Genomic DNA, 23,749 nt, shown 5'->3' with positions numbered 1-23,749 from the left:
GACACTTGAGTATCAAACCAGAAGAAATCAGTACATTAATTAAGAGCCAAATCGAACAATACAAGACCGATATCGATGTAGTCGAAGTCGGAACGGTAATCGAGGTTGGTGATGGTATCGCTCGTGTTTACGGACTTGAGAACGTCATGTCCAACGAGTTGGTTGAATTCCCAAGCGGTGTTATGGGACTCGCCATGAACGTCGAAGAAAGCAATGTCGGTGTCGTTATCCTGGGACCTTACTACGATATTCGTGAAGGTGACCAAGTGAAACGTACTGGTCAAATCATGCAAGTGCCTGTAGGCGAAGCATTGATTGGACGCGTTGTGAACCCGCTTGGTATTCCTGTAGATGGCAAAGGGCCAATCGCTACAACGGAATTCCGTCCGGTTGAAGGTAAAGCACCAGGCGTAATGGATCGTAAATCGGTTCATGAGCCGATGCAAACAGGGATCAAAGCCATTGATGCAATGGTTCCAATCGGTCGCGGACAACGTGAGTTGATCATCGGTGACCGTCAAACAGGTAAAACATCCATCGCAATTGATGCGATCCTGAACCAAAAAGGCAGTGGCATGAAGTGTATCTACGTGGCTATTGGTCAGAAACAGTCTACGGTTGCTCAAGTTGTGGAAACTCTTCGTCGTAAAGGCGCAATGGAGTACACAATTGTTGTAACAGCAGCAGCTTCCGATCCATCACCACTCTTGTACATCGCACCGTATTCCGGTTGTTCGATGGGTGAGTACTTCATGTACAAAGGCGAGCACGTTCTGGTTATCTATGATGACTTGACCAAACAAGCCTCTGCATATCGTGAGCTTTCCTTGTTGCTTCGTCGTCCACCGGGCCGTGAGGCTTATCCGGGTGACGTCTTCTACCTGCACTCCCGTTTGCTGGAGCGCGCTGCGAAGCTGAATGATGAACTTGGTGGTGGTTCTTTAACCGCACTGCCGTTTATTGAAACACAAGCTTCCGACGTATCTGCATACATCCCAACAAACGTAATCTCCATCACGGACGGACAAATCTTCTTGGAAGCTGACTTGTTCAATGCTGGACAACGCCCGGCGATCAACGTAGGTATTTCCGTATCCCGTGTCGGTGGTTCTGCTCAGATCAAAGCGATGAAAAAGGTTGCAGGTTCCCTGCGTCTCGACCTCGCTCAATATCGTGAGCTTCAAGCGTTCTCCCAGTTCGGTTCCGATCTGGATAAAGCGACTCAGGCCCGCCTGAATCGTGGTGCGCGTATGATGGAAATCCTGAAGCAAGGTGTTAACCAGCCTCTGCCTGTAGAACAACAGGTTGTCAGCTTGTACACTGCGGTTAAAGGATTCCTGGATGAGATTCCAACAGGTGATGTTACTCGTTTCGAGCGTGAGTTCCTCGCGTTCATGGAGAGCAGCCATCCGGAGATTCTTGCATCCATCCGTGATACTAAAGAATTGACTGCAGACAACGAAAATGCACTGAAAGGTGCAATTGAGAAGTTCAGAAAGAGCTTTGCTGTCTCTGTCTAAATAAATGATTGCAGGTGCGGAGTTGTCTAACCGATTCCGCATGTCTGCATGTAATACTTTGACTCAGTCAAAAAGATGATGCTTACGAAGTAACTTTGACCCCGTCAAAGTAGGGTTGTGCTTACGATGTAGTTTTGACTTTGTCAAAACTTTAAGGTGGTGAAATCATGGCAAAAGGCATGCGCGAAATTAAGCGGCAAATTAAAAGCGTACAAAGCACCAAGCAGATCACCAAAGCAATGGAGATGGTAGCTGCTGCAAAACTGCGTAAAGCGCAGGAAAAAGCGGAAGCAGCCCGTCCTTATTCGGAGAAACTGAAAGAAGTTGTAGCTAGTATTGCATCAAGCACGCAAGGTATACAGCATCCGATGCTGGAGAGCCGTCCGGTCAAAAAGACAGCTTACCTGATCATTACATCGGACCGTGGTCTTGCAGGTGGATACAATGCGAACGTTTTGCGTCAGGTTAATCAGACGCTCAAAGAGCGCCACAACTCCCAAGATGACTACGAATTGTTCGTCATTGGACGTAAAGGACGCGATTACTTCAGACGTCGTGAAATTGCGATGGCATCCACAACAACGGATCTGTCGGATTCGCCTTCATTTGCAGATATCAAATCCATCGCACACGAAGCGGTTCATGGGTTTGAACTGGCTGAATTTGATGAATTGTACATTTGTTATAACCGCTTTGTGAATGCGTTGACCCAGATTCCTACGGTAGAGAAACTTCTCCCGATGGAAACACCTGAGGTAACTGCTGCGGAAGGACCAACGGCAAGCTACGAATACGAGCCGTCTGCTGAAGCTGTACTGGAGGTTCTGCTTCCGCGTTACGCGGAAACGCTGATCTATGGTGCACTTCTGAACGGTAAGGCAAGTGAGCTCGGCGCGAAAATGACAGCAATGGGTAATGCAACCAAAAATGCATCCAAACTCATTAACGACTTGTCATTGACATACAACCGTGCCCGTCAAGCGGCGATTACGCAGGAGATTACGGAAATTGTGGCAGGTGCCAACGCAGCACAAGGCTAACCGTTTTTTTATTAATGAAGGCTTGCAGAGCAAAGATAAACGAACGGTACATTATTTTTGCAAAAGTAGCAGGCTTGTAGGAGGGGAACGTTAAGATGAACAAAGGACGCGTTGTGAGCATCATGGGTCCGGTTGTTGACGTCGAGTTTGATCGCGGCGGTCTGCCGGAAATCCTCAATGCCATTACGATCACTACAGTAAGTGAGAGCGGCGTTAGTGTAAACCTTACACTCGAAGCTTCGAAACATCTGGGTGACAACCGAGTACGTTGTATTGCGATGTCCTCCACGGATGGACTTGTTCGTGGTATGGAAGCTTTAGATACAGGAGCACCAATCTCTGTACCCGTTGGAGAAGCAACACTGGGTCGTGTATTTAACGTACTCGGTGAAGCAATTGATACTGGCGGTGCCGTAGCTGCTGAGCACAAGAACCCGATTCACCGTTCAGCACCTGCATTTGATGAACTGACTACCCAAGCAGAAATGCTGGAGACAGGAATCAAAGTTATCGACTTGCTTGCTCCTTACGCTAAAGGTGGTAAAATCGGTCTCTTCGGTGGTGCCGGTGTAGGTAAGACGGTAACCATTCAGGAATTGATCAACAACATCGCACAAGAACACGGCGGTATCTCCGTATTTGCGGGTGTTGGTGAGCGTACACGTGAAGGTAATGACTTGTATCACGAGATGAGTGATTCCGGCGTTATCAACAAAACAGCAATGGTTTTCGGACAAATGAACGAGCCTCCAGGCGCACGTCTTCGTGTAGCCCTCACAGGTCTGACGATGGCGGAATACTTCCGTGATGAAGAAGGCCGTGACGTGTTGCTCTTTATCGATAATATCTTCCGTTTCACCCAAGCGGGTTCAGAAGTATCTGCCTTGCTTGGTCGTATGCCTTCCGCGGTAGGTTACCAACCTACGCTGGCAACAGAAATGGGTCAACTGCAAGAACGTATCACATCAACGAAAAAAGGTTCTGTAACATCCATCCAGGCCATCTACGTGCCTGCGGATGACTACACTGACCCGGCTCCTGCAACGACGTTTGCCCACTTGGATGCAACGACGAACCTGGAGCGTAAAATTTCCGAGATGGGTATCTACCCCGCGGTAGATCCACTGGCTTCCAGCTCCCGGATCTTGTCCCCTGAAGTTGTAGGAGAAGAACACTACAGCGTAGCTCAAGGCGTTAAACGTATCTTGGCACGTTACAATGAATTGCAAGATATCATTGCAATCCTGGGTATGGACGAGTTGAGTGAAGAAGACAGAGCGCTTGTATACCGTGCTCGTAAAATCCAACGTTTCTTGTCCCAGCCTTTCCACGTTGCTGAAGCATTTAACGGTATTCCGGGTAAATACGTTCCAGTTAAAGAAACGGTGCGCAGCTTTAAAGAGATTCTCGAAGGTAAGTATGATGATCTTCCGGAAGCAGCTTTCCTCTTTGTTGGTACAATTGAAGAGGCAGTGGAGAAAGCCAAAACACTGGTTTAGTCTGAATCCAGGATTGTCCTTATGAAGCGGGCTATCCTTCGGATATTTCAGGAGGGATGGAATTGAGCACCTTTTTGTTGGAAATTGTAACACCCGAGCGTTTGGTCTATTCAGAACAGGTGAATAGCATTACGGCTCGTGGTATTGAAGGGGAACTTGGCATTATGCCAGGTCATATTCCTATGGTTACACCTTTGCAGATTGCACCAATCTATATCCATAACGGAAAAGAAAATAAACGAGTTGCTATCGGTGGCGGGTTTATCGAAGTTCGTAAAGATAAGGTTGTTGTACTCGCAGAGAGTGCTGAATTCCCGGAAAGCATTGATGTGGATCGTGCGCGTGCGGCGAAAGAGCGGGCTGAACGTCGGCTTGCAAGCCAAAGCAATCAGGACCACTTTGATCACCGTCGTGCAGAGATTGCACTTCAAAAAGCGGTTAACCGGATTAATGTATTCGGCAAATAAACGATTCTTGGAAGCCTGGCGGCTTAGTCTGCCGGGCTTTTTTGAGTTTGTTTAATAGAATTGTTCTATCGAATATATCAAAATGGCTGACCACAAATCCATCATATTACTTCAGGTAAACAGAAGTATTTTAAGCAAAATATTCACCGATTATGAGGATTTGAATAGGATGTAGGACTAAAGTAGTGGGCGCATTTACCACTAAGAGAACCATTTTTTTTCATGAATGAATTTAAATTATTTCCGAGGAAATGACAGAATCGATATCGAAATAGCGCTCTTTTATGTCGTTTTAGTCACAAAATCCCGGCATTTTAAAATTAAAATATTTTAGAAGTGGAAATCAATGTAATTGACAATGTATGATGAAAGAGCCTATATTCCATAGAGTCAGCAGAAGCAGGAAGCTGCGTAGTAGATTCCATAGTCATGCACAGCCGCATTGTTGCTGCTCGGTGATTGGGCATCAGGAGATTCCTGCCTGGCAGGAGTAAATCTGACAGTACGCTCAGTGTGTTGTGCTCAAGACATTCCAGTATACTAACAAGTTATGGGTGCCGGGCATATGATATGCTGATCGCTGCAACAAATGTGGAGGTAAAGAATATATGGATACTGATCTGACGAATCAGGTGAACCAGGCGTTAAGCACCAATGGCTTGGTCTCAATCATCGTCTCCCTGTTATGTATTGCGTTGTCTTGGTGGGCTTTGACAAATCTCAAACTGGATTTAATCATCAGGCAGCCACGAGGTGCTCAGGGAAGACTGTTGCATTTGTTGCTCGCCATCATTTTGGGGCATGCCGTTGCTGGCTTTGTCATTGACTACTTGTCCTGGACTCAAATGTTGCGTAATTTGTTTTAATGTTGAGATGGTTGGTTAATCATCTGTTAGGTTCTTCAAGCTGCTCATTGTCGAATAACATCGATTAATTGTGTTAACAATTAGAGTATGAGTTGTCGGTAAAGAAATTAAGAAAAAAATGTGACGTAAAATTGGTTGAATTTGAGATGTTTTATGTAAAAATGCTTGTATCGTACAATTCAACAATGTTATGATGGAAGTTAGGGAATTCACAATTGTTCACTTATTTTGTAGTTATAAACGGGATATCCGGTTCATGCCGGCTAATAACCATCCCACTCTGTCTGTTCTGATGCTCTGCTGGCTTGTAAGACACTTATTTTACATGCTGAATAGCAAGATGCACGGCACATGGTATCATTGATATGGATTATAAAAACCAATTCTTTTCTGAACAGACATCTGTGGCAATATGCCAGAATATGTCGAAATTCCACACACAGCAACAGTCCTTTCTAGCATAGTGGGGCTTACGTATTCCGGAATGAAGAAAAGGGAATAAAAGCGCGGAGGGAACCATGATGAGCAAATTTATCGTCCGCGGTGGCAAAAGGTTGACCGGAAGTGTCAAAGTTAGCGGCGCTAAAAATTCTGTTCTTCCGATCATCGCTGCCTCTCTCTTAGGGGAAGAAGGACAAAGCGTTATTATTGACGCGCCTCCTCTAGACGATGTGATGACGATTAACAAGGTGTTGGAATCGCTGGGAGCGGGAGTTACATACCGGGACGAAGTGATTACCGTAAATGCGGAGAAACTTACTTCCTGTGAAGCCCCGTATGAATGGGTAAGTAAAATGCGGGCGTCTTTCCTGGTCATGGGGCCTTTGTTGACTCGTATGGGTCATACAAGAATCTCACTTCCTGGTGGATGTGCCATCGGTACACGGCCTATTGATCAGCATTTGAAAGGTTTTGAAGCCATGGGCGCAGAGATCAGCTTGGGCCAAGGTTATATCGAAGCTCGTAGCCAAGGAAGGTTGCGTGGCGCGAAAATTTATCTGGATGTGGCTTCTGTAGGTGCCACTCAAAATATTATGATGGCTGCAACATTGGCCGAAGGTGTAACTGTTCTGGAGAACGCGGCGAAAGAACCTGAGATTGTGGATCTTGCCAACTTCCTGAATGGAATGGGTGCCATCGTACGTGGTGCTGGTACTGGAGTCATCCGCATTGAAGGTGTGGAGAAACTTAAAGGCGTTACACACACCGTTATTCCGGATCGGGTAGAAGCTGGTACGTATATGGCTGCTGCTGCAATTTCTGGTGGTGACGTGTACATTGAAGGTGCAATCTCTGATCATTTAGGCTCCGTTATCGCGAAGCTTGAAGAGATGGGTGTTACAATCCAACCGGATGAGAATGGCGTGCGTGTAATCGCAGATCGTCCTCTTAAGGCTGTGGATGTGAAAACATTACCATACCCAGGATTCCCGACAGATATGCAATCCCAGATGATGGCACTCTTGCTCGCATCTGAAGGAACAAGTGTCGTGACAGAGACTGTTTTTGAAAACCGATTCATGCATGTGGATGAGTTCCAATTGATGAATGCGGAGATCAAAGTTGAAGGACGTTCGTCCATCATCACAGGTAATGCCAAACTGAAGGGTGCCAAAGTAACGGCTACCGATTTGCGTGCGGGTGCCGCACTCATTATTGCAGGTCTCGTTGCTGAAGGTACAACGGAAGTGGGCGGTGTTCATCACATCGACCGTGGCTATGTACATCTCGCTGAGAAGCTTAACGGACTTGGCGCTGACATCTATCGGATCTCAGTTGATGAGCCTAAGCTTGAAGCAACCAAAGCACCTAGTGAAAAAGTGGAGAAAGAAGTACCGATGTTTAAGGTGCAACCAACTTTGGCTTAACACTGGATTGAATAGAAAAAATATGATCCCCCTATTATGAGTCACACCGTTGTGTGGATTATGAATGTGATGGAACGTATATTGTAAAAAATGATAAAGCTAAGCCATCTGGCTTGGCTTTTTTTGTGTTTTACTTTTAAGAATATGACGAGATATTTGATACCTGATTCTATTAATAGCTGGTCCTAACTTGTATAGCATAACATCGTATTCTGTATCGATTCTGAACCAAATGAAAGAGCGTACTTTATATAGGGTGTCGACTGCAGTTAATTACCGGTATTCAGCGACAGATCAACGTTTCTAAGATGTACATAGCAAAAGAAAACAGGAGATTGAACAGAACAAAAAGGGCCTCGTTTCTCTTAAATCAGGTTCTATCAGATCAAGCCAGCTCATAACCTAAACTATGGATTTGAACAACACGACCGGCACATGACCGGCCATAGATAACGGAGGGTTATATTCGAATGAAAGAAGCTCGTGTACAGGTAAAGGTACCCCTTGTCCCTCGTCCAGGTATGCAAGAGCCGGAGGGCAATACTGTTTCTGGAGTGGAAAAAGACAAGCCTGCCCCATTGAATCTGAGGACTGTTCCATCACAGCCTGCAAGTTTCTCCAATCCAGGACGGGTGTCGACAGATGAGTTGAACAGAAAGACAACCGAGCATATTCATATACCTGTAATTGAACTGGACGAATTCCGCCGAGTGAAGCGACGCCGAATGCGGACATTTGGACGAAAACCCCGATGGGGACGTAATACGAAGCGATGGCAACCCGCTGCCGCTGTATCTGCCTTATTGGCAATGGCGCTGCTAATTCCTGTAATTCTGGTATGGCCACGGACAAGTGAATCACCAAAGCCGATCCCTGCTCCAACAGATTCAAGCAGTACAAGAACCCCAGCTCCTGCGCCAGCCGTTCCTGTTACCTACCCTGAACCTAAAGTACGCGTATACCTGTCTGCAACGGGCAAAACGATGAATCTGCCATTGGAAGATTATGTTACCGGGGTTGTGGCAGCTGAGATGCCGGCGGAATTCAGACTGGAGGCGTTAAAGGCACAGGCAATAGCTGCTCGTACATTTATCGTGCGTAGGTTAGCTGCGAGTGATACCAGCGGTGTTCCATCAGGTGCGGCGGATGTGACGGATACGGTCAGCCATCAGGTGTTTATTCCGCCAGATCAGGTGAAAGCGGATTGGACGCGTCTAGGGAAGGCGAAGGAATGGGAGAAGCTGCAACAGGCTGTACGCGAAAGTCGAGATACAGTGATGACCTATCAGGGCAAGGCGATCACCGCATCCTTTTTTTCCACAAGTAATGGGTATACCGAGAATGCCGAGGATGTATGGGGGAACGCTGTACCATATCTGAAAAGTGTAGACAGTCCGTGGGACAAAAATCTGGCACCAGGATTCAAGCAGACCGTCACCATGAAGCGTAATGAGGTTCTGCAGAAGTTAAACCTGGATGCCATTCCGGTTACCGCCCAGAAGAATGGATCATGGATGGAAGTATTGTCTACAACCAAAGGACATCGGATTAAGAAAATGCAGGTCGCAGGTGAAACATTCAGCGGTCCAGAGGTTCGCAAACTGCTTGGATTAAGATCCAGCCAGTTCAGTTGGAAGACCACAGGTGACGAGGTCCAAATTACAACGTTCGGGTATGGGCATGGGGTTGGCATGAGCCAATGGGGAGCAAACGGCATGGCGCAGGAGGGACACACCGCCACCCAGATTCTCAAACATTACTATACCGGCATCTCATTCGGACAGGCATCCAAGATGCTTGCATTGAAGTAGGAAAGATGAACACGGATAAAGCAAAATAATTCGAATGGATACGAATGTATGCAAATGTATGTGAATGAGAGCAGTATAGGTTTGGAACTCATCAGACTTCACATACACCATTGGCGCGCTAACGAATCTGAGAGACCTTATTGGGCGTTATCACAATGAATGAAAATTCTAACGAATCTCAGACACGTTATATCACGACATACTTCAGTATTGATCCGAAAATAGCGCCCAAAAGAGTAATTAGCGTGTCTAGGTTCATTAGAATCCCTGAGCCACGATTTTTCCGTTAATAAGGCCGCCTGAGTTCGTTAGAAATATTTTATTATCTAATCATTAGCAAAATTGAGGGTACTGCCATTCACTACATGCTCATTCGCAATAAGCAAGCCGAACCAGAACCAGAACGTTGAAATCAAGTTTCCAAGCCCTAAGGTTAAAAAATTGATTTATGTTCCCTGTCTACCAAGCAACTTCTAATTATACTGTAACCATTCATGATTTAGCTTCTTTCAAATCTAGATGTTAGATGGAACAGTCAGTATTGGCGTGCCTTGTCTATCTCTAATCTCACATCTCACTTTAACGAACCTAGAGCACTTTAAATCTGCATTATCCAGTCACATCCTATATCCTTTCTCTCACCGATAAATGCACTTCATAGAAGGATTGGCAACTACAGCCAATCCGGACCAGTCTACCATCACCCATTCCGGAGCTTTCGAGATTTGGCTATATATGCGGAGAGTGCTAGCGTACGGAGAGCGCAGGGGACAGAAAAGACCTGTAGAAACGAAGTGTCCGCCTTTACTACCGGATTTCACCTTTGAAGAAGGTGATAGAAGAAATCTGGTAGTAACCAGCGGTCGAAAGGTTTTCTGGCACCGAAGCGGCGCACGCACAACCCCTCACCCCTCACATATATAGCACTCTCTGAAACCTCTGTGAAAATAATTAGAGTCGCGCGTGTATAAAAGAGTTGCACCCGGTAACACTTGTTACTGAGGTGATTAACATGAATGAACAAAACAAAAAAACAAACCAAGAAGAAACTCCTAAAACAACTCAAGGAGTACCGGCTAGTCAGCCCTCTTCATGGAAAAGAGCAATGTCCAAACGCTGGGTCTTCCCGGCAGCCTACATCGCAGCAGCAGGCATTATACTAACCTTAGTGTGGGTCTATCAGGGCACAGGCGACAAAACGCTGAACTCGGACCCTGCTAGCGGGGTAGTTGAAACAGGCGCATCGGCGGGTACAGAAGGAACAGCAGTAGGCGGAGAAGAAGAAAGTGTGGAAGTTGTTGCAAAGTCGGAGAATTTTGTATGGCCGGTAGCGGTACCGTCCGAAATTTCGGTAGTAAAACCTTTCTATGATAGCGAAGCTTCAACCGAGGAACATGAAGCGGCAATGGTGCAGTACAATGATACATTCATCCCGAACACGGGTGTGGATCTGGCACGTGGGGATAACAAAACGTTTGAAGTCAAAGCAGCACTCGCCGGTAAAGTTACCCGGGTTGAGCAAAATCCACTCACAGGTCAAGTTGTGGAAATCACACACAGCGATAACCTGAAGACGGTATACCAAAGCTTGGCAGACGTCAAAGTGAAACAGGACGACGAAGTGAAACAGGGAGATGCGATTGCATCCGCTGGCGTCAATGAATTGGGTAAAACGCTTGGCAACCACCTTCACTTTGAAGTGTACGAAGACGGACAGCCGGTTAACCCGCAAGGATATCTTCCGGAAAAATAAATGAATTTTACCGCAGCAACATGACGGGCAGAGGGTTAAACCTCTGCTCTTTTTGTGCTTTTCAGAAAATAATGGGACCTTCGAAGCTTGTCACACCTCTAAACCGCGAATATATAGGCATGCTCCTCATATAATGTACCAAACTATCCACACAGTAGGGAGGCGGGAGCGTGCACGATTACATCAAGGAACGGACCATCAAAATTGGTCGCTGCATTGTTGAGACGAGGAATACGGTCCGTACCATAGCCAAGGAATTCGGCGTGTCAAAGAGTACTGTGCATAAGGATCTGACGGAGCGTCTGCCGGAAATCAACCCTGATCTTGCTGACCAGGTGAAACACATTTTGGAGTATCACAAGTCGATCCGCCATTTGCGGGGCGGTGAGGCGACCAAAATCAAATACAAAAAAACGAGTGGCAAGAAACGTGAGGTGTTGGCTTCCGCCAAATCGTAAGCCTCTTCTTAAAGACGTAGGCCAAAAAGCTCACACATGCATTGAATCCCTCCCCTGAAGTATGATATGTTAAATGCTGGTACAGGATCGAATTATGACATCTTATCAGCCCGATTTTTACATATATATGTTGCACTTTGTCGAACGAGCGGTGACGTGATAAGGGACTCTTTTTCACAGGATACGCTGACCAAATAATATCACTTTGGGGGCTCTTTTATGTTTAGCAAGGATATCGGTATTGATCTTGGCACGGCCAACGTGCTTATTCACGTGAAAGGAAGTGGGGTTGTCCTCGATGAACCTTCCGTCGTGACCATTGAAAGAGATACGAAGCGTGTCCTTGCTGTTGGGGAAGAAGCGCGTCGTATGGTGGGGCGTACTCCAGGTAACATTGTTGCCATTAGACCGCTGCGTGACGGCGTTATTGCGGACTTCGAGATTACAGAAGCGATGCTCAGACATTTCATTAATCGTGTGGGTGCAAGAAGCTGGTACAGCCACCCTCGAATTCTGATCTGTGCACCAACGAACATTACTTCCGTGGAGCAGAAGGCCATCCGTGAGGCGGCAGAACGCAGCGGTGCCAAAGAAGTGTTTCTGGAAGAAGAGCCGAAAGCGGCAGCGATCGGTGCGGGAATGGATATTTTTCAGCCGAGCGGCAATATGGTCGTGGATATCGGCGGCGGTACGACTGACGTTGCAGTCCTTTCTATGGGCGACGTGGTCACCGCCTCTTCTATTAAAGTCGCAGGGGACAAGTTCGACGAAGCCATTATCAAGTTTATCAAAGCCAAGTATAAGCTCATGATCGGTGAACGGACCGCTGAAGATATCAAAATTGCAATTGGTACCGTACATCCGGGTGGACATCAAACGGAGATGGACATTCGCGGACGCGATATGGTATCCGGCCTTCCTGTTACCGTAACGATATCGGGAAATGAAGTACAGGAAGCACTTTGGGATTCCGTACAATCCATCATCGTGGCAGCCAAATCGGTATTGGAACGTACACCGCCTGAATTGTCAGCGGACATTATCGACCGTGGTGTTGTATTGACTGGCGGAGGTGCGTTGCTGAACGGACTGGACGAGCTTTTGTCCAATGAATTGCATGTACCGGTATGGGTTGCGGAAGATCCAATGCACTGTGTCGTGAAGGGGACAGGCATAATGCTTAATAATTTGGATCAGGTGGTTAAGAAAAAGTTCTAATCTGCCGATATAAATAGCAAAGGTTCGCCATGCTCGGAAAGCAGAACGGACAAGCAGCCAACCTGTGATGCAGGTCATGCGCTTGAGGAGAGGGGTTAATTCATGTTAAGAGGTCTGTACACCGCTACTGCGGGAATGATTACGCAACAACGCCGCCATGACACAGCAACACAGAATATCGTAAATATGAACACCACGGGATATAAACAGGTGAACAGCGTAAGCCGTTCCTTCCCGGAAATGCTCATTACTTTGGTAGGCGGAGATGCAAATCTTCCAACAAAGCGGCTGGGCAAGCTGAACACGGGGGTGTTCGCGGAAGAGAGTTTGTCCATGAATTTGCAGGGGACCATTATGGAGACTGGGCAAAAAAATGATTTTTCCATTTCATCCAATATGACTGTCAATGATCCGCAGACTGGACAACCTGTCCCGTTTGACGCATCAGGCAAATTTGTACGGGCCGACGGCACGGTGACTTACCAGCCCCAGGCGTATTTTACAGTTCAGGATGCAGAAGGTAACACCGGATATACACGCGATGGTCACTTCGAGATCACTGGAACGGGACAATTGCTGAGTTCAACAGGTTCACAAGTGTTGGATAATAATGGGCAACCTGTAGTGTTGACAGGTTCCGTAGAGCAATTTAAAGTGGATGAGCAAGGCCGTTTGGTGGATGCAGCAACAGGTGCACCAACAGGAGTTACTCTTGGCATTAGTGTCATTGACCAGCCGAATCAACTGGTTCGACAAGGTAATGGCAATTTCAGTCTCAGCGATGCAAACGGGGCAACGTCCCGGATGATGGCTGCAGGAGATAATGTGCAGATCCGTCAGGGATACCTGGAAGGTTCCAATGTTGATGCCTCACAGGCAACGGTTGATATGAACGCCGCATTCCGTGCGTATGAAGCGAACCAGAAGATCGTACAATTCTACGACCGCAGTCTGGATAAAGCCGTCAATGAAGTCGGGCGTGTATAACGCCGACGTTTAAATATAACCGCGCAGCGGAGAGCCAAGCGTCCTTTGCGCAGCAAAGCAGAGAGGCTCACGCGAAGTGCAAACAAAGCGCAGCCGAGCCTATGCGAGGATTGCGTAGCAGCACTTGAGCGAAGCGACGGTCTCGACAGCCCTTTGCGGAGCAAAGCAGGGAAGAGACCCCGCGGAGCGCAAGAGCCTAGACGCAACCGAGCCTATGCGAGGATTGCGTAGCAGTACCTGAGCGAAGCGACGGTCTCAACAGCCCTTTGCGAAGCAAAGCAAGGAAGAGACCCCGCGGAGCTCAAGAGCCTAGACGCAGCCGAGCTTATGCGAGGAATGCGTAGCAGTACCTGAGCGAAGCGACGGTCTCGACAGCCCTTTGCGGAGCAAAAGCAGGGAAGAGACCCCGCGGAGCTACACGCCGCATAAAGAGCGTGCCGTGCTATGATTCAGCCATGTGAAACGATGGCGGGAATCATAGCACGGCAGTCGCGGCGCACACACCACCGCCACTTAGCAAGATCGTACTCCACTTACCTAATCCGCCTGTTTCGGGAGTCCAGAGGGCAGCGCCATCTGGGGCCCTCCCTACTAGGGAGGGTTTGGGAGGGTGGACAGGAACCAAGGGAGGGTATACCACCAATGAATAATTCCATGATTAGTGCCAAGGTTTCCATGACTGCCATACAGCAGCGTCTGGATGTCATTTCCGATAATATTGCAAACGTGAATACGGCAGGCTATAAGAGCAAGCAAGCGGCCTTCGAGGATGTGCTCACCCGGGTTCAACAACAACCGGACAAGTACAAACTGGATGGGCGTTCCACACCGATGGGATATAACCTCGGTTTTGGTGCTCGCTTGGCAGATGTAACGAAGGATATGTCTCAAGGCCCCTTGAACGAGACTGGTCTTCCGACCGATCTGGCCATTGAAGGAAATGCGATGTTTGCAGTTGAAGCGAATGGGGAGAAAATGTGGACACGTCAGGGTGCATTTCATTTTGTACCTGATACAAGACCTAAGCCTACTCCGAATTCACCTGATATGATGGTGATGGTCAATGGCGAAGGCCACTTTGCCCTGGATCGTCAAGGCAATCGTATTACGGCACCGAATAATAGCAAAGTTGCTTTTGATGAAAATGGCAACCTGTTAATCCGACGCGGTAATGCGGCAAACGCAACCATTGGAGCACAGATGCAAGTGGTAGACATTGAACGCCCTGAGGGGCTGGTACAGTATGCGGATAACCTGTTTGGTCTGGATGCGGGATTAACTGAGGATGATGTATTTGGCGCTAATGCAGCTACACGTCAAGCAGCGGCCTTGATCCGACCAGGATTTCTGGAGCAATCCAATGTTGATCTGACACAGGAGATGTCTTTGCTTATGCAAGGACAGCGGACATATCAGCTGGCGGCAAAGGCGCTAACTTCAAGTGATTCCATGTTGGGTCTTGCCAACAATATGAGAGCGTAAAAGGTGAATGTGATGACAGAAACACAGCAGCAGAACAGTAAGCCGGAGAAAAAGGAAGTCAAGAAGAAGAAGAGTGGATGGCGCATCGCAAGATGGTTCCTGGTTCCGGTCCTGCTTGTTCTTGCCCTCGCTGGCGGAATGGTAGCTGGATATGTGGTACTGGGCAAACAGGATATCGGTTCCGTATGGCAATGGAGTACATGGGAACATGTATATAATCTGGTATTCGCTCCATAATGTAACGAGTTAAGCGAAAACTCCTGCGCAGGCAGGAGTTTTCTTTTTGACGTTGAAAACAGTATAATGATGGATGACGTTTCATAGCAAAAGAGGCCTCCCCTGCGAAAGACATTCGTCATCGCGAAGAGAGACCCCTTATCTTAACCTTCACTACTGCAGTCATGAAGGATATAACTAGTGTTAACCGAAAATATGCTTTCCATACAAAATTTAAAAATTAAAAACCCATTTATATGAGCTTTTGATTTTATCATGTTTGGGTTGACCTTGCAGCATCGAAGTAAGTGGAGGGAACGGAATCGTTCAGAAGAAGCGAAGCGCTCGCCTTTGTCACCGAATTTTGACCTCTCTGAGGTTGATCAAAAAAATTCGGAGACAACAGCGATCAGAAGGACGATCCGTAACCGTAACGACCACCGCAGCGCTAAGAGTCAATCATGATGAAGAATGCTCATATAAACATCCCGAGAGGAGATTACACTGTGCTTGATATCAAACAGATTCAAGAAATCATCCCGCACCGCCCCCCGTTTCTGCTGGTGGACAAGATTCTAGAGATTGAGGATGGCAAACGTGCCGTTGGTTTGAAAAACGTAACCATTAACGAACCTTTCTTCATTGGTCATTTCCCAGAGTATCCGGTAATGCCGGGTGTACTGATTACAGAAGCGCTGGCGCAAGTTGGTGCAGTAGCCATTCTGAATTTGGAAGGCAACAAAGGAAAAATCGGCTTTTTGGCGGGACTGGACAACTTCCGATTCCGTGGACAAGTTGTGCCCGGAGATACGTTGATTCTGGAAGTGGAGATTACACGTCTGAAGGGTTCTATTGGTAAAGGTAAAGCAACTGCCCGAGTGAACGACAAAGTGGTCGCTGAAGGCGAGATCATGTTTGCACTGTCTGACCCAAGCTGATTACATATGTGAGCATTGACATCATGCAGGAACGTAGACGGACCGAATGATGCAAGATGCTGAAGTAACTCAGCACACCTGAATTTATATAGACGGAAGGGGTTTATCGGAATGGAACAGTTAAGCACAGCAGCAGCAGAGACGTTGCAGCAATGGTTGGAGGATGCTTCGATTGATGAAGCAACGAAACAGGAGCTTCGTGACTTGCAGGATCAGCCGAAAGAGCTGGAGGAACGTTTTTACAGAAACCTGGAGTTTGGTACAGGGGGATTACGCGGAGTCATTGGTGCCGGAAGCAACCGGATGAACCGTTACACCGTAGGCCGGGCAACGCAAGGATTTGCGCGTTATTTGCTTGAGCAGCATGGTGACCAAGAAGGCAAACCTTCTGTTGTCATTGCTCATGATTCCCGTCATTTCTCACCTGAATTCACACTGGATGCTGCGCTTGTACTGGCTGGAAACGGCATTGTAGCCAAGCTGTTCCCATCCCTGCGTTCAACTCCTGAGTTGTCATTTGCAGTGCGTCATCAGAAGGCAACTGGAGGGATCGTTGTAACAGCGAGCCATAACCCACCGGAATATAACGGCTACAAAGTATACAATCATGAGGGCGGTCAATTGGTACCGAATGAAGCGGAAAAGGTCATTCAGTACATTCAGGAAGTGCCTTCCCTTGCTGACGTGAAGAAACTGACGCAGGAAGAAGCAGAAGCTCAGGGGCTCCTGATCTGGTTGGGTGAAGACCAAGATCAAGCGTTTGTGGATACCGTAGCAAGTCGCAGCTTGAGCCGCGAACTGATTCAATCCGGCATAGGCCGTGATTTCAAAATCGTTTACACACCGCTTCACGGGACAGGTAACATTCCTGTACGTCGCGTGCTGGAGCAGATCGGATTCGAGCAAGTGCATATTGTAGCCGAACAAGAACAGCCGGATGCTGAGTTCTCTACCGTGAAATCCCCTAACCCGGAAGAACGCGAAGCGTTTACGCTTGCAATGAAGCTGGGAGAATCCGTGGGCGCTGATATTCTGATCGGAACAGATCCGGATGCAGACCGTATGGGTGCTGTGGTGAAAGACAACGATGGCAAATATTTCGTCTTGTCCGGTAACCAGTCTGGTGCCATTATGGTACATTACCTGCTCAGTCGCCTACAAGAGACCGGAACACTGCCAAGTAACGGTGCAGTTGTCAAAACGATCGTAACAAGTGAGATGGGTGCTGTTATTGCTGAACATTACGGTGCAGAAGTGATGAACACACTGACAGGCTTCAAATATATCGGTGAAAAAATGAACCAGTTCGAAGCAACAGGCAGTCATACATTCTTGTTCGGATATGAAGAGAGTTATGGCTACCTTTCAGGCAATTATGCCCGTGATAAGGATGCTGTCCTTGCCTCAATGCTGATTGCTGAAGCAGCTGCGTACTATAAGAGCCAAGGCAAGACGCTGTATGATGTCTTGCAAGAGCTGTACAACCAATTCGGATACTTCTTGGAGAAGCTGGAGTCCCGTACGCTACAAGGCAAAGACGGCGTGGCTCAGATTCAATCCAAAATGACGGACTGGCGTTCCAATCCGCCACAAGAAGTAGCGGGAATTGCGGTACAAGATGTACTGGACTACTCCCTTGGTCTGGACGGTCTTCCCAAGGAGAACGTACTGAAGTTCATTTTGGCAGACGGTTCATGGTTCTGCTTGCGTCCTTCAGGGACAGAGCCGAAGATCAAAGTATATTTCGCCGTACGTGGCGAAAACCTGGAAGATGCGGAAAGCCGGATCGAGCGTCTGGTAACTACAGTGATGTCGCGTGTAGACGCACAATAATACGAATGCAACAATGAACAAGGACAAGAGAAGGCCTCTCCGCACCGTAAGGTTGGTTGGCGGAGGGGTTTTTCTTTGAAATAAAAGTGTAGATGGTTCTAGCATATAAGAAGGCTTGTTGACACAAGCTGTTTGTAACCTATTGTATAAATGTTAAATGAACGAATTACTTGAGCTGAACGTGCATTTGGTTCCAACACTTGAGGAGGTACATGTAGTGCGTCAAAAATGGCTTTATTGGAATAACGCTTCTCGGAAGTGGTTGTGGCTCGTCGTTATTATCGGTCTGGTTGCGTCCATCCCTGTAATCAGTGATCGGGTGCAGACAGAATCTTCTGCCAAAAAGGTGGAGCTTGTCTTCAACTATCGAGGTCTGCTGGATATCTCGGCCTATCAGGCACATCCGCAAGATTTCATGAATGAACAATTGACTCGTCTGAAAGACGCAGGCGTAACAACGATGGCTGTGTTCGAAAGTACATTGGACGAGCTGAGAAAGACACGCCGACTAATGGTATATAATGGCCAGGATCTCGCGAACCTGACCAAAGATGTGATCCCTTCTAATGCAAATTACACGTATGTGTTATTTACATCGGAGGAAAACGCACAGACGTATACCCCTATTATTGAACAAACGTTCGCTGATCGGCAGATTCCGGTTGTACCATGGGAATATGAAGGTCGTAGCGGCTTAATATTGCAGACTCCTCCGGAGAATGCCAACATGCAGCCTTTGCAGCCCGATCCGGTTGCCGTGAAGATGCTGCGTGATAAAGGTTTCTACATTTTGCCGCGGATCTCGGACAGTGTGCCATACAGCCAAGAATCGATGGAGCGCTTGCTTACCTTCTTCGAAGAGAATGGCGTAAAGCGTATCTTGTTTGATGGTGATGCTGTGAAAGGGTACAATGATAATGCAGAGATGAAAAGTCTAGACCAATTCGCACAGTTGCTGAATAAGCACAATATTGGTCTTGCAGCCATCGAGAACTTGAAGAAACCGCAGTCTGGGTTCCAGACCCTCGCTTATAAAACGGATTACAACGTTACGCGTCTGTACTCGCTTAGTGACGGCGATGCCAACTTGGACGTCGATGTCATAGCTGACCGTTTTGTTCTGGCAACCAAGGATCGTAACATTCGTATGCTCTATATGAATGCTTCCCCTAGCCGGAATACAGCCAAGGCTATGATTACAGATCCAATTGAGAATCTGATCAACAGCCTGGGTGAGCCGGGACATGCGGTAGAACGCATGGCGAAGCATGGATTTGAACTTGGACAAGCTGAAGCATTTACAGTTAAGGATTCCTCGATTCAGCGTTATGCGAAGCTGGTTGCTCTTGTTGGTGCAATTGCCATGATTGCACTTATGGTTTCTTATTTTATCCCACTACTGACCTTGATCGCATTTGTGGTTGCTTTGGTGGGCAGTGCAGGATTGTTCCTCTTGAAACCAACGCTGCTGGAGCAAGGAATTGCCTTGCTTGTGGCAATCGCCGCGCCGACCATAGCGATGGTGCTGGCCGTTCGTACAGTGAACTATCAGCAACAGCGTCAATCTGACGCATCTGCGGGTCGTCGTTTGAAACAAACATTAGTTTTATATGTAAGAACGTCAATTCTGTCGTTCCTGGCAGTACCTTTTGTCATCGCATTGCTTAACAGTATTACGTACAGTCTGGTGATTAACCAGTTCCGCGGCGTGAGTCTGTTGCACTTTGCACCTATGGCACTGGTGGCGATCTATATTGTGTTTTACCGGGGTGCGGGTTCGTTCTCCATTAAACAAATTAAAAATATCCTTCGTACACCGATTACCGTTGTGATGGTTGTGCTGGGACTTGTTGCAGCCGTTGTTGGATATTACTATTTGAGTCGTACAGGCAACTCGGGTTCGGTAACACCATTCGAGATGTTCCTTCGTGTTGTGTTGGAAGATACGTTCGGTGTACGTCCGAGATTCAAAGAATTTATGCTGGGACACCCGCTGTTTATCGTTGGCGTGTTCGCCGCTTTAAAATATCGTAAAGTCATCTTTGTGCTCATTATTGCAGCGATTGGACAGTTGTCCATGGTGGATACGTTCGCGCATATCCATACGCCGGCTGTATTGTCACTCATTCGTGGAGTGATGGGATTGGGACTTGGCTTAATCTTCGGTATCATTGCTGTGGGTGTGTGGCAAGTAGCGGAAGGATGTTGGAAAAAATGGTCACCACTTCTCAAAAGTTAGTCATCTCGGGGTATTACGGATTCCGCAATAGCGGAGACGAAGCGGTGCTAAAGTCGATTTTGACAGCGCTGGAAGAGGAAAGCCAAAGGTCGAACATAACCATTGAACCTATTGTTCTCTCGGGTGATCCCGAGTCGACAACCGCCATGTACGGTGTGCGCTCCGTGCATCGCATGAAATTGAAGGAAGTCCGTGAAGCACTCAAGGAGAGCGACGGGTTAATCAGTGGCGGAGGAAGTCTATTGCAGGATGCAACTGGACTGAAATCCATTCCTTATTATCTGGGTGTAATCAAGCTGGCCCAGTGGCTGAAAAAACCAACGTTTATCTATGCACAGGGGATTGGCCCTGTGAATCGTAAAATTTTTAATCCAATGATCAAATCGGTCTTCAAGGCCTGCACCTATGTATCCGTACGGGATGAACAATCTGCAGACTACCTGCGTGGGCTCGGGTTACAGTGGAATCAGATCCATGTTGTACCTGACCCCGTAATGGGTTTGCCATTACCTGAAACAAAAGTTGAGAGGGGCGCAGGTGCTGTCTCAGCAAATGCTGCTACTCAAGCTAATCGAGTGGAACCTTCAACTGGAGGACATACCAAGCTTCCTGTGATCGGCGTATCGGTACGTTTTTGGGAGTCCGACCGGAAGGAACTTACGGCTATTGCCGCAGGATTGAAAAAACTGTGCTCCAAAAGAGCCGTGCACTTGCGTTTTCTGCCATTTCATTTGCCGGTTGATGAACAGGCATCACGTTTCCTTATGGAAATGCTCGGTGATGTGACCAGCAAAGGCAGTGAGATTAGCATCACAGAAGATCTGACCGATCCTCAGCTTATGCTGGAGGAAGTCAGCAAGTGTGATCTCGTCATTGGGATGCGTCTGCACAGTCTGATCTATGCAGCTTCGCAGTATGTGCCTCCGGTGGGCATCTCGTATGATCCGAAAATCGATCAATTCCTGCTTCGCCTGGATAGCGAGCCAGCAGGAAATACGGATACACTCGATGGCGACAAACTCGCTAAGACTGTTGTTGGACTGCTGGATCAACGTTCACAATGGTTGAAGGAACATGAAGAAGGCATCACCCAACTGAAGCAGGAAGCCAAAGTGCCTGCACAGCAGATTATTAACTATTTAGGCCGCAAAGGATGAGATAAAGATGAGTCAGACCGGATCAATACCTACCGTTTCGATCTACGGCATTCCTTTTTCCAAACTGACGATGAAAGAAACGGTAAAGGTTCTCCAGGAAGCTGTGCTGTCCAAGCAGACACCACATCAGGTCATTACAGCCAACCCCATTATGGTTATGGCAGCATTGGAAAATCCCGCAATCATGGAAGTCATGCAAGCTGCGGAAATGATTGTTCCTGATGGAACAGGTGTCGTATGGGCTGCGAATTATTGTGGAGATCCTGTAGCTGAGCGAGTGCCGGGATTTGAGCTTTTACATGAATTGCTGCGTGTTGGAGAAAACTATCGATGGGGCGTATATCTGCTTGGTTCCACCCCTGAGGTGATTCAAGAAACGGCAGTTCGGTTACAACAGCAATATCCGGCGATTCGAATTGTGGGTTATCGCGACGGTTATTTTGGTCCGGCTGAGGATGAACAGGTCATCGCTTCCATTCGGGAAGCGGCACCTGATCTGTTGTTTGTAGCACGTGGGACGGACACCCAAGAACCGTGGATTCACAAGCACAAAGATGCATTACAGGTTCCCGTAACCATGGGCGTTGGCGGTAGCTTTGATGTGATTTCGGGCAAAACCAAACGTGCGCCTATGCTGTTCCAAAAGTTAAGGCTGGAGTGGTTCTATCGCTTATTGCGTGAACCAAGCCGGGCAGGCCGGATGCTTGCGCTTCCGAAATTCGCTGTTAAGGTGATGCGTGACAAAGAAAACGTGACGAAAGTCCGTTAAAAACAGGTAATTGCGAGATAAATGCGTGTTTTTGCTAGAAATTGAGGATGGCTTTTCGGGTGTGATGAGCGTATAATTCATTCCGGATTACATGTGTGCCACTCCATGAAAAACGGAAGTTGTTGCACACGGCCACTTCGATGTCAGAATAACCTTTTGATCGCTGTTATCTCTGGATTTCTTTTATCCACCTTTACAAGGTTGAAATCCCGCGATAAAGGCGAACGCTTCGCTTCTACAGGTTATTTCTGCCCTCTCCGTTCTGGTGCAAATTGCATTTTTCATCAAAAGTGACTAACAAATAATTTTTATATATAAAAAGAGATCAGGGGATTTATAATTTCGTACAGGTATTATAATTGGGGGTCGAATGTTCAAATGGTAGCGATCTTTATCATTGGATTTATCGTGTCAATGGGACTGGCTCTTGCCCTGACACCACTTGTCAAAAAGTTCGCAGTCCGCATTGGCGCAATGGATACGCCGAATGCACGTAAAGTACACACACGGATTATGCCTCGTCTTGGTGGTCTGGGGATATTCCTGGCCTTTATTATTACAGTTGCTGCATTGCTTCCGTTTGTATCGGCATGGTTCACAACTCGGGACATGAGTTTTGTCAGTGCGTTTCTGATTGGTGGAACAATTATCGTGCTGATTGGAGCATTGGATGATCGGTTTGAACTGTCGGCCAAAGTGAAGTTGCTTGGTCAGATTATTGCTGCTTCTGTCGTTGTATTCGGATTTAACATCCGGGTAGATTTCGTTAACATTCCTTTTCAGGATTCCTATTCTTCACTCGAAGCTTGGGTATCCATTCCGCTGACGATCTTCTGGATCGTTGGTGTAACGAATGCGATTAACCTGATTGACGGCCTGGATGGTCTGGCTGCCGGTGTATCTGGTATTGCAATTGGTACCATTGCCGTGATGTCCTTCCTGATGGGTAACATGATGATTGCCTTGATGTGCCTTGTGTTGTTGGGTAGCATCATTGGATTCCTGTTTTTCAACTTCCACCCAGCCAAGATCTTCATGGGGGATACCGGATCGCTATTCCTTGGTTTCTCTCTGGCGATGCTATCCATGCTGGGATTCAAACAAATTGCTATCGTGTCCTTTATTACACCGCTGATCATTATCGGTGTGCCACTCTCGGATACCTTCTTCGCGATTATCCGTCGTGCGGTACAACGGAAACCGATTTTCGCACCGGATAAAGGTCACCTGCATCACTGCTTGCGTGAACTTGGATTCAGTCACCGCCAGACGGTACTGATCATTTATGGAATTGCCGCATTCTTCGGAGTTTTGGCGATTATCCAATCATCCGCTGCCATGTTCGAAGCGAACTGGGTAACGTTCGTGGTCATCTGTATCATGATGTTCTTCCTCCAGGTGGGAGCAGAAGTCATCGGACTTGTTAGCAAAACGAGAAGACCGGTTATTAACTTTCTGATGCGCATGCGCGTCAAGTTGAATCCGGAGACCCGTTCGAAATCATAAATAGATAAATGTAATGGTTACAGCTATTCTTGAATATTATTCCAGACCCAACCTTATCCCTAGTGGATAAGGTTTTTTGTTTATTTTGAGATTTTTACTAAATAATTGGAACCTTTTGCCGA

19 protein-coding genes are annotated in these 23,749 nt (G+C 47.3%); all 19 read left to right on the top strand.

Annotation, left to right across the window (positions count from 1 at the left end):
* Positions 1-5 precede the first annotated feature (5 nt).
* The 19 genes from atpA (at position 6) to AC4E8D_RS28900 (ending at position 23,627) form a co-directional block, all read left to right on the top strand.
* Positions 6-1,520, top strand: a complete 1,515-nt coding sequence (gene atpA, locus AC4E8D_RS28990) for a F0F1 ATP synthase subunit alpha (RefSeq protein WP_047840700.1) — start codon at positions 6-8, stop codon at positions 1,518-1,520.
* A gap of 167 nt (positions 1,521-1,687) precedes the next feature.
* Positions 1,688-2,560, top strand: a complete 873-nt coding sequence (gene atpG, locus AC4E8D_RS28985) for an ATP synthase F1 subunit gamma (RefSeq protein WP_036612560.1) — start codon at positions 1,688-1,690, stop codon at positions 2,558-2,560.
* Positions 2,561-2,655: 95 nt separating this feature from the next.
* A complete protein-coding gene (gene atpD / locus AC4E8D_RS28980) occupies positions 2,656-4,059 on the top strand; it encodes a F0F1 ATP synthase subunit beta (protein WP_047840699.1) in 1,404 nt (467 codons plus the stop codon).
* Positions 4,060-4,121: 62 nt separating this feature from the next.
* On the top strand, positions 4,122-4,526 hold the full coding sequence (locus AC4E8D_RS28975) for a F0F1 ATP synthase subunit epsilon (protein WP_221821821.1): 405 nt from the start codon (positions 4,122-4,124) through the stop codon (positions 4,524-4,526).
* A gap of 608 nt (positions 4,527-5,134) precedes the next feature.
* Entirely contained in the window at positions 5,135-5,392 is a 258-nt protein-coding gene (locus AC4E8D_RS28970; protein WP_017691941.1) for a DUF1146 family protein, read from the top strand.
* 521 nt (positions 5,393-5,913) lie between these two features.
* Positions 5,914-7,260, top strand: a complete 1,347-nt coding sequence (murA, locus tag AC4E8D_RS28965; protein WP_083656970.1) for a UDP-N-acetylglucosamine 1-carboxyvinyltransferase — start codon at positions 5,914-5,916, stop codon at positions 7,258-7,260.
* 470 nt (positions 7,261-7,730) lie between these two features.
* Positions 7,731-9,071: a stage II sporulation protein D gene (spoIID, locus tag AC4E8D_RS28960; RefSeq protein ID WP_490205572.1), complete on the top strand. Its 1,341-nt coding sequence runs from the start codon at positions 7,731-7,733 to the stop codon at positions 9,069-9,071.
* A 1,012-nt stretch (positions 9,072-10,083) separates the two neighbouring features.
* A complete protein-coding gene (locus tag AC4E8D_RS28955) occupies positions 10,084-10,824 on the top strand; it encodes a M23 family metallopeptidase (protein ID WP_036667765.1) in 741 nt (246 codons plus the stop codon).
* Positions 10,825-10,994: 170 nt separating this feature from the next.
* Positions 10,995-11,282 carry a sporulation transcriptional regulator SpoIIID gene (gene spoIIID, locus AC4E8D_RS28950; protein ID WP_024632710.1) on the top strand — a complete coding sequence of 96 codons (288 nt, stop codon included), beginning with the start codon at positions 10,995-10,997 and terminating at the stop codon, positions 11,280-11,282.
* 219 nt (positions 11,283-11,501) lie between these two features.
* On the top strand, positions 11,502-12,500 hold the full coding sequence (locus AC4E8D_RS28945) for a rod shape-determining protein (protein WP_036612542.1): 999 nt from the start codon (positions 11,502-11,504) through the stop codon (positions 12,498-12,500).
* Between the two features lie 102 nt (positions 12,501-12,602).
* Positions 12,603-13,487, top strand: coding sequence for a flagellar hook-basal body protein (locus AC4E8D_RS28940; protein ID WP_105600129.1), 885 nt, complete (start codon positions 12,603-12,605; stop codon positions 13,485-13,487).
* A 642-nt stretch (positions 13,488-14,129) separates the two neighbouring features.
* Complete coding sequence (locus AC4E8D_RS28935; protein WP_221821819.1) at positions 14,130-14,969, top strand: flagellar hook-basal body protein; 840 nt, start codon at positions 14,130-14,132, stop codon at positions 14,967-14,969.
* 12 nt (positions 14,970-14,981) lie between these two features.
* Positions 14,982-15,206 carry a DNA-directed RNA polymerase subunit beta gene (locus AC4E8D_RS28930; RefSeq protein ID WP_017691949.1) on the top strand — a complete coding sequence of 75 codons (225 nt, stop codon included), beginning with the start codon at positions 14,982-14,984 and terminating at the stop codon, positions 15,204-15,206.
* A 485-nt stretch (positions 15,207-15,691) separates the two neighbouring features.
* Positions 15,692-16,123 carry a 3-hydroxyacyl-ACP dehydratase FabZ gene (gene fabZ, locus AC4E8D_RS28925; protein WP_036613058.1) on the top strand — a complete coding sequence of 144 codons (432 nt, stop codon included), beginning with the start codon at positions 15,692-15,694 and terminating at the stop codon, positions 16,121-16,123.
* Positions 16,124-16,234: 111 nt separating this feature from the next.
* A complete protein-coding gene (locus AC4E8D_RS28920) occupies positions 16,235-17,956 on the top strand; it encodes a phospho-sugar mutase (RefSeq protein ID WP_490205571.1) in 1,722 nt (573 codons plus the stop codon).
* Positions 17,957-18,173: 217 nt separating this feature from the next.
* Positions 18,174-20,195, top strand: coding sequence for a DUF5693 family protein (locus AC4E8D_RS28915; RefSeq protein WP_490205570.1), 2,022 nt, complete (start codon positions 18,174-18,176; stop codon positions 20,193-20,195).
* Entirely contained in the window at positions 20,171-21,352 is a 1,182-nt protein-coding gene (gene csaB, locus AC4E8D_RS28910; RefSeq protein WP_490205569.1) for a polysaccharide pyruvyl transferase CsaB, read from the top strand. Before AC4E8D_RS28915 ends, csaB begins: the two co-directional genes overlap by 25 nt.
* A gap of 7 nt (positions 21,353-21,359) precedes the next feature.
* Entirely contained in the window at positions 21,360-22,121 is a 762-nt protein-coding gene (locus AC4E8D_RS28905) for a WecB/TagA/CpsF family glycosyltransferase (RefSeq protein WP_490205568.1), read from the top strand.
* A gap of 378 nt (positions 22,122-22,499) precedes the next feature.
* Entirely contained in the window at positions 22,500-23,627 is a 1,128-nt protein-coding gene (locus AC4E8D_RS28900) for a glycosyltransferase family 4 protein (RefSeq protein ID WP_221821814.1), read from the top strand.
* Positions 23,628-23,749: the final 122 nt, after the last annotated feature.

The organism is Paenibacillus sp. SRL342 (assembly GCF_984798905.1).
The sequence above is the reverse complement of the archived record's forward strand: the minus strand, read 5'-3'. Positions and strand labels throughout refer to the sequence as shown.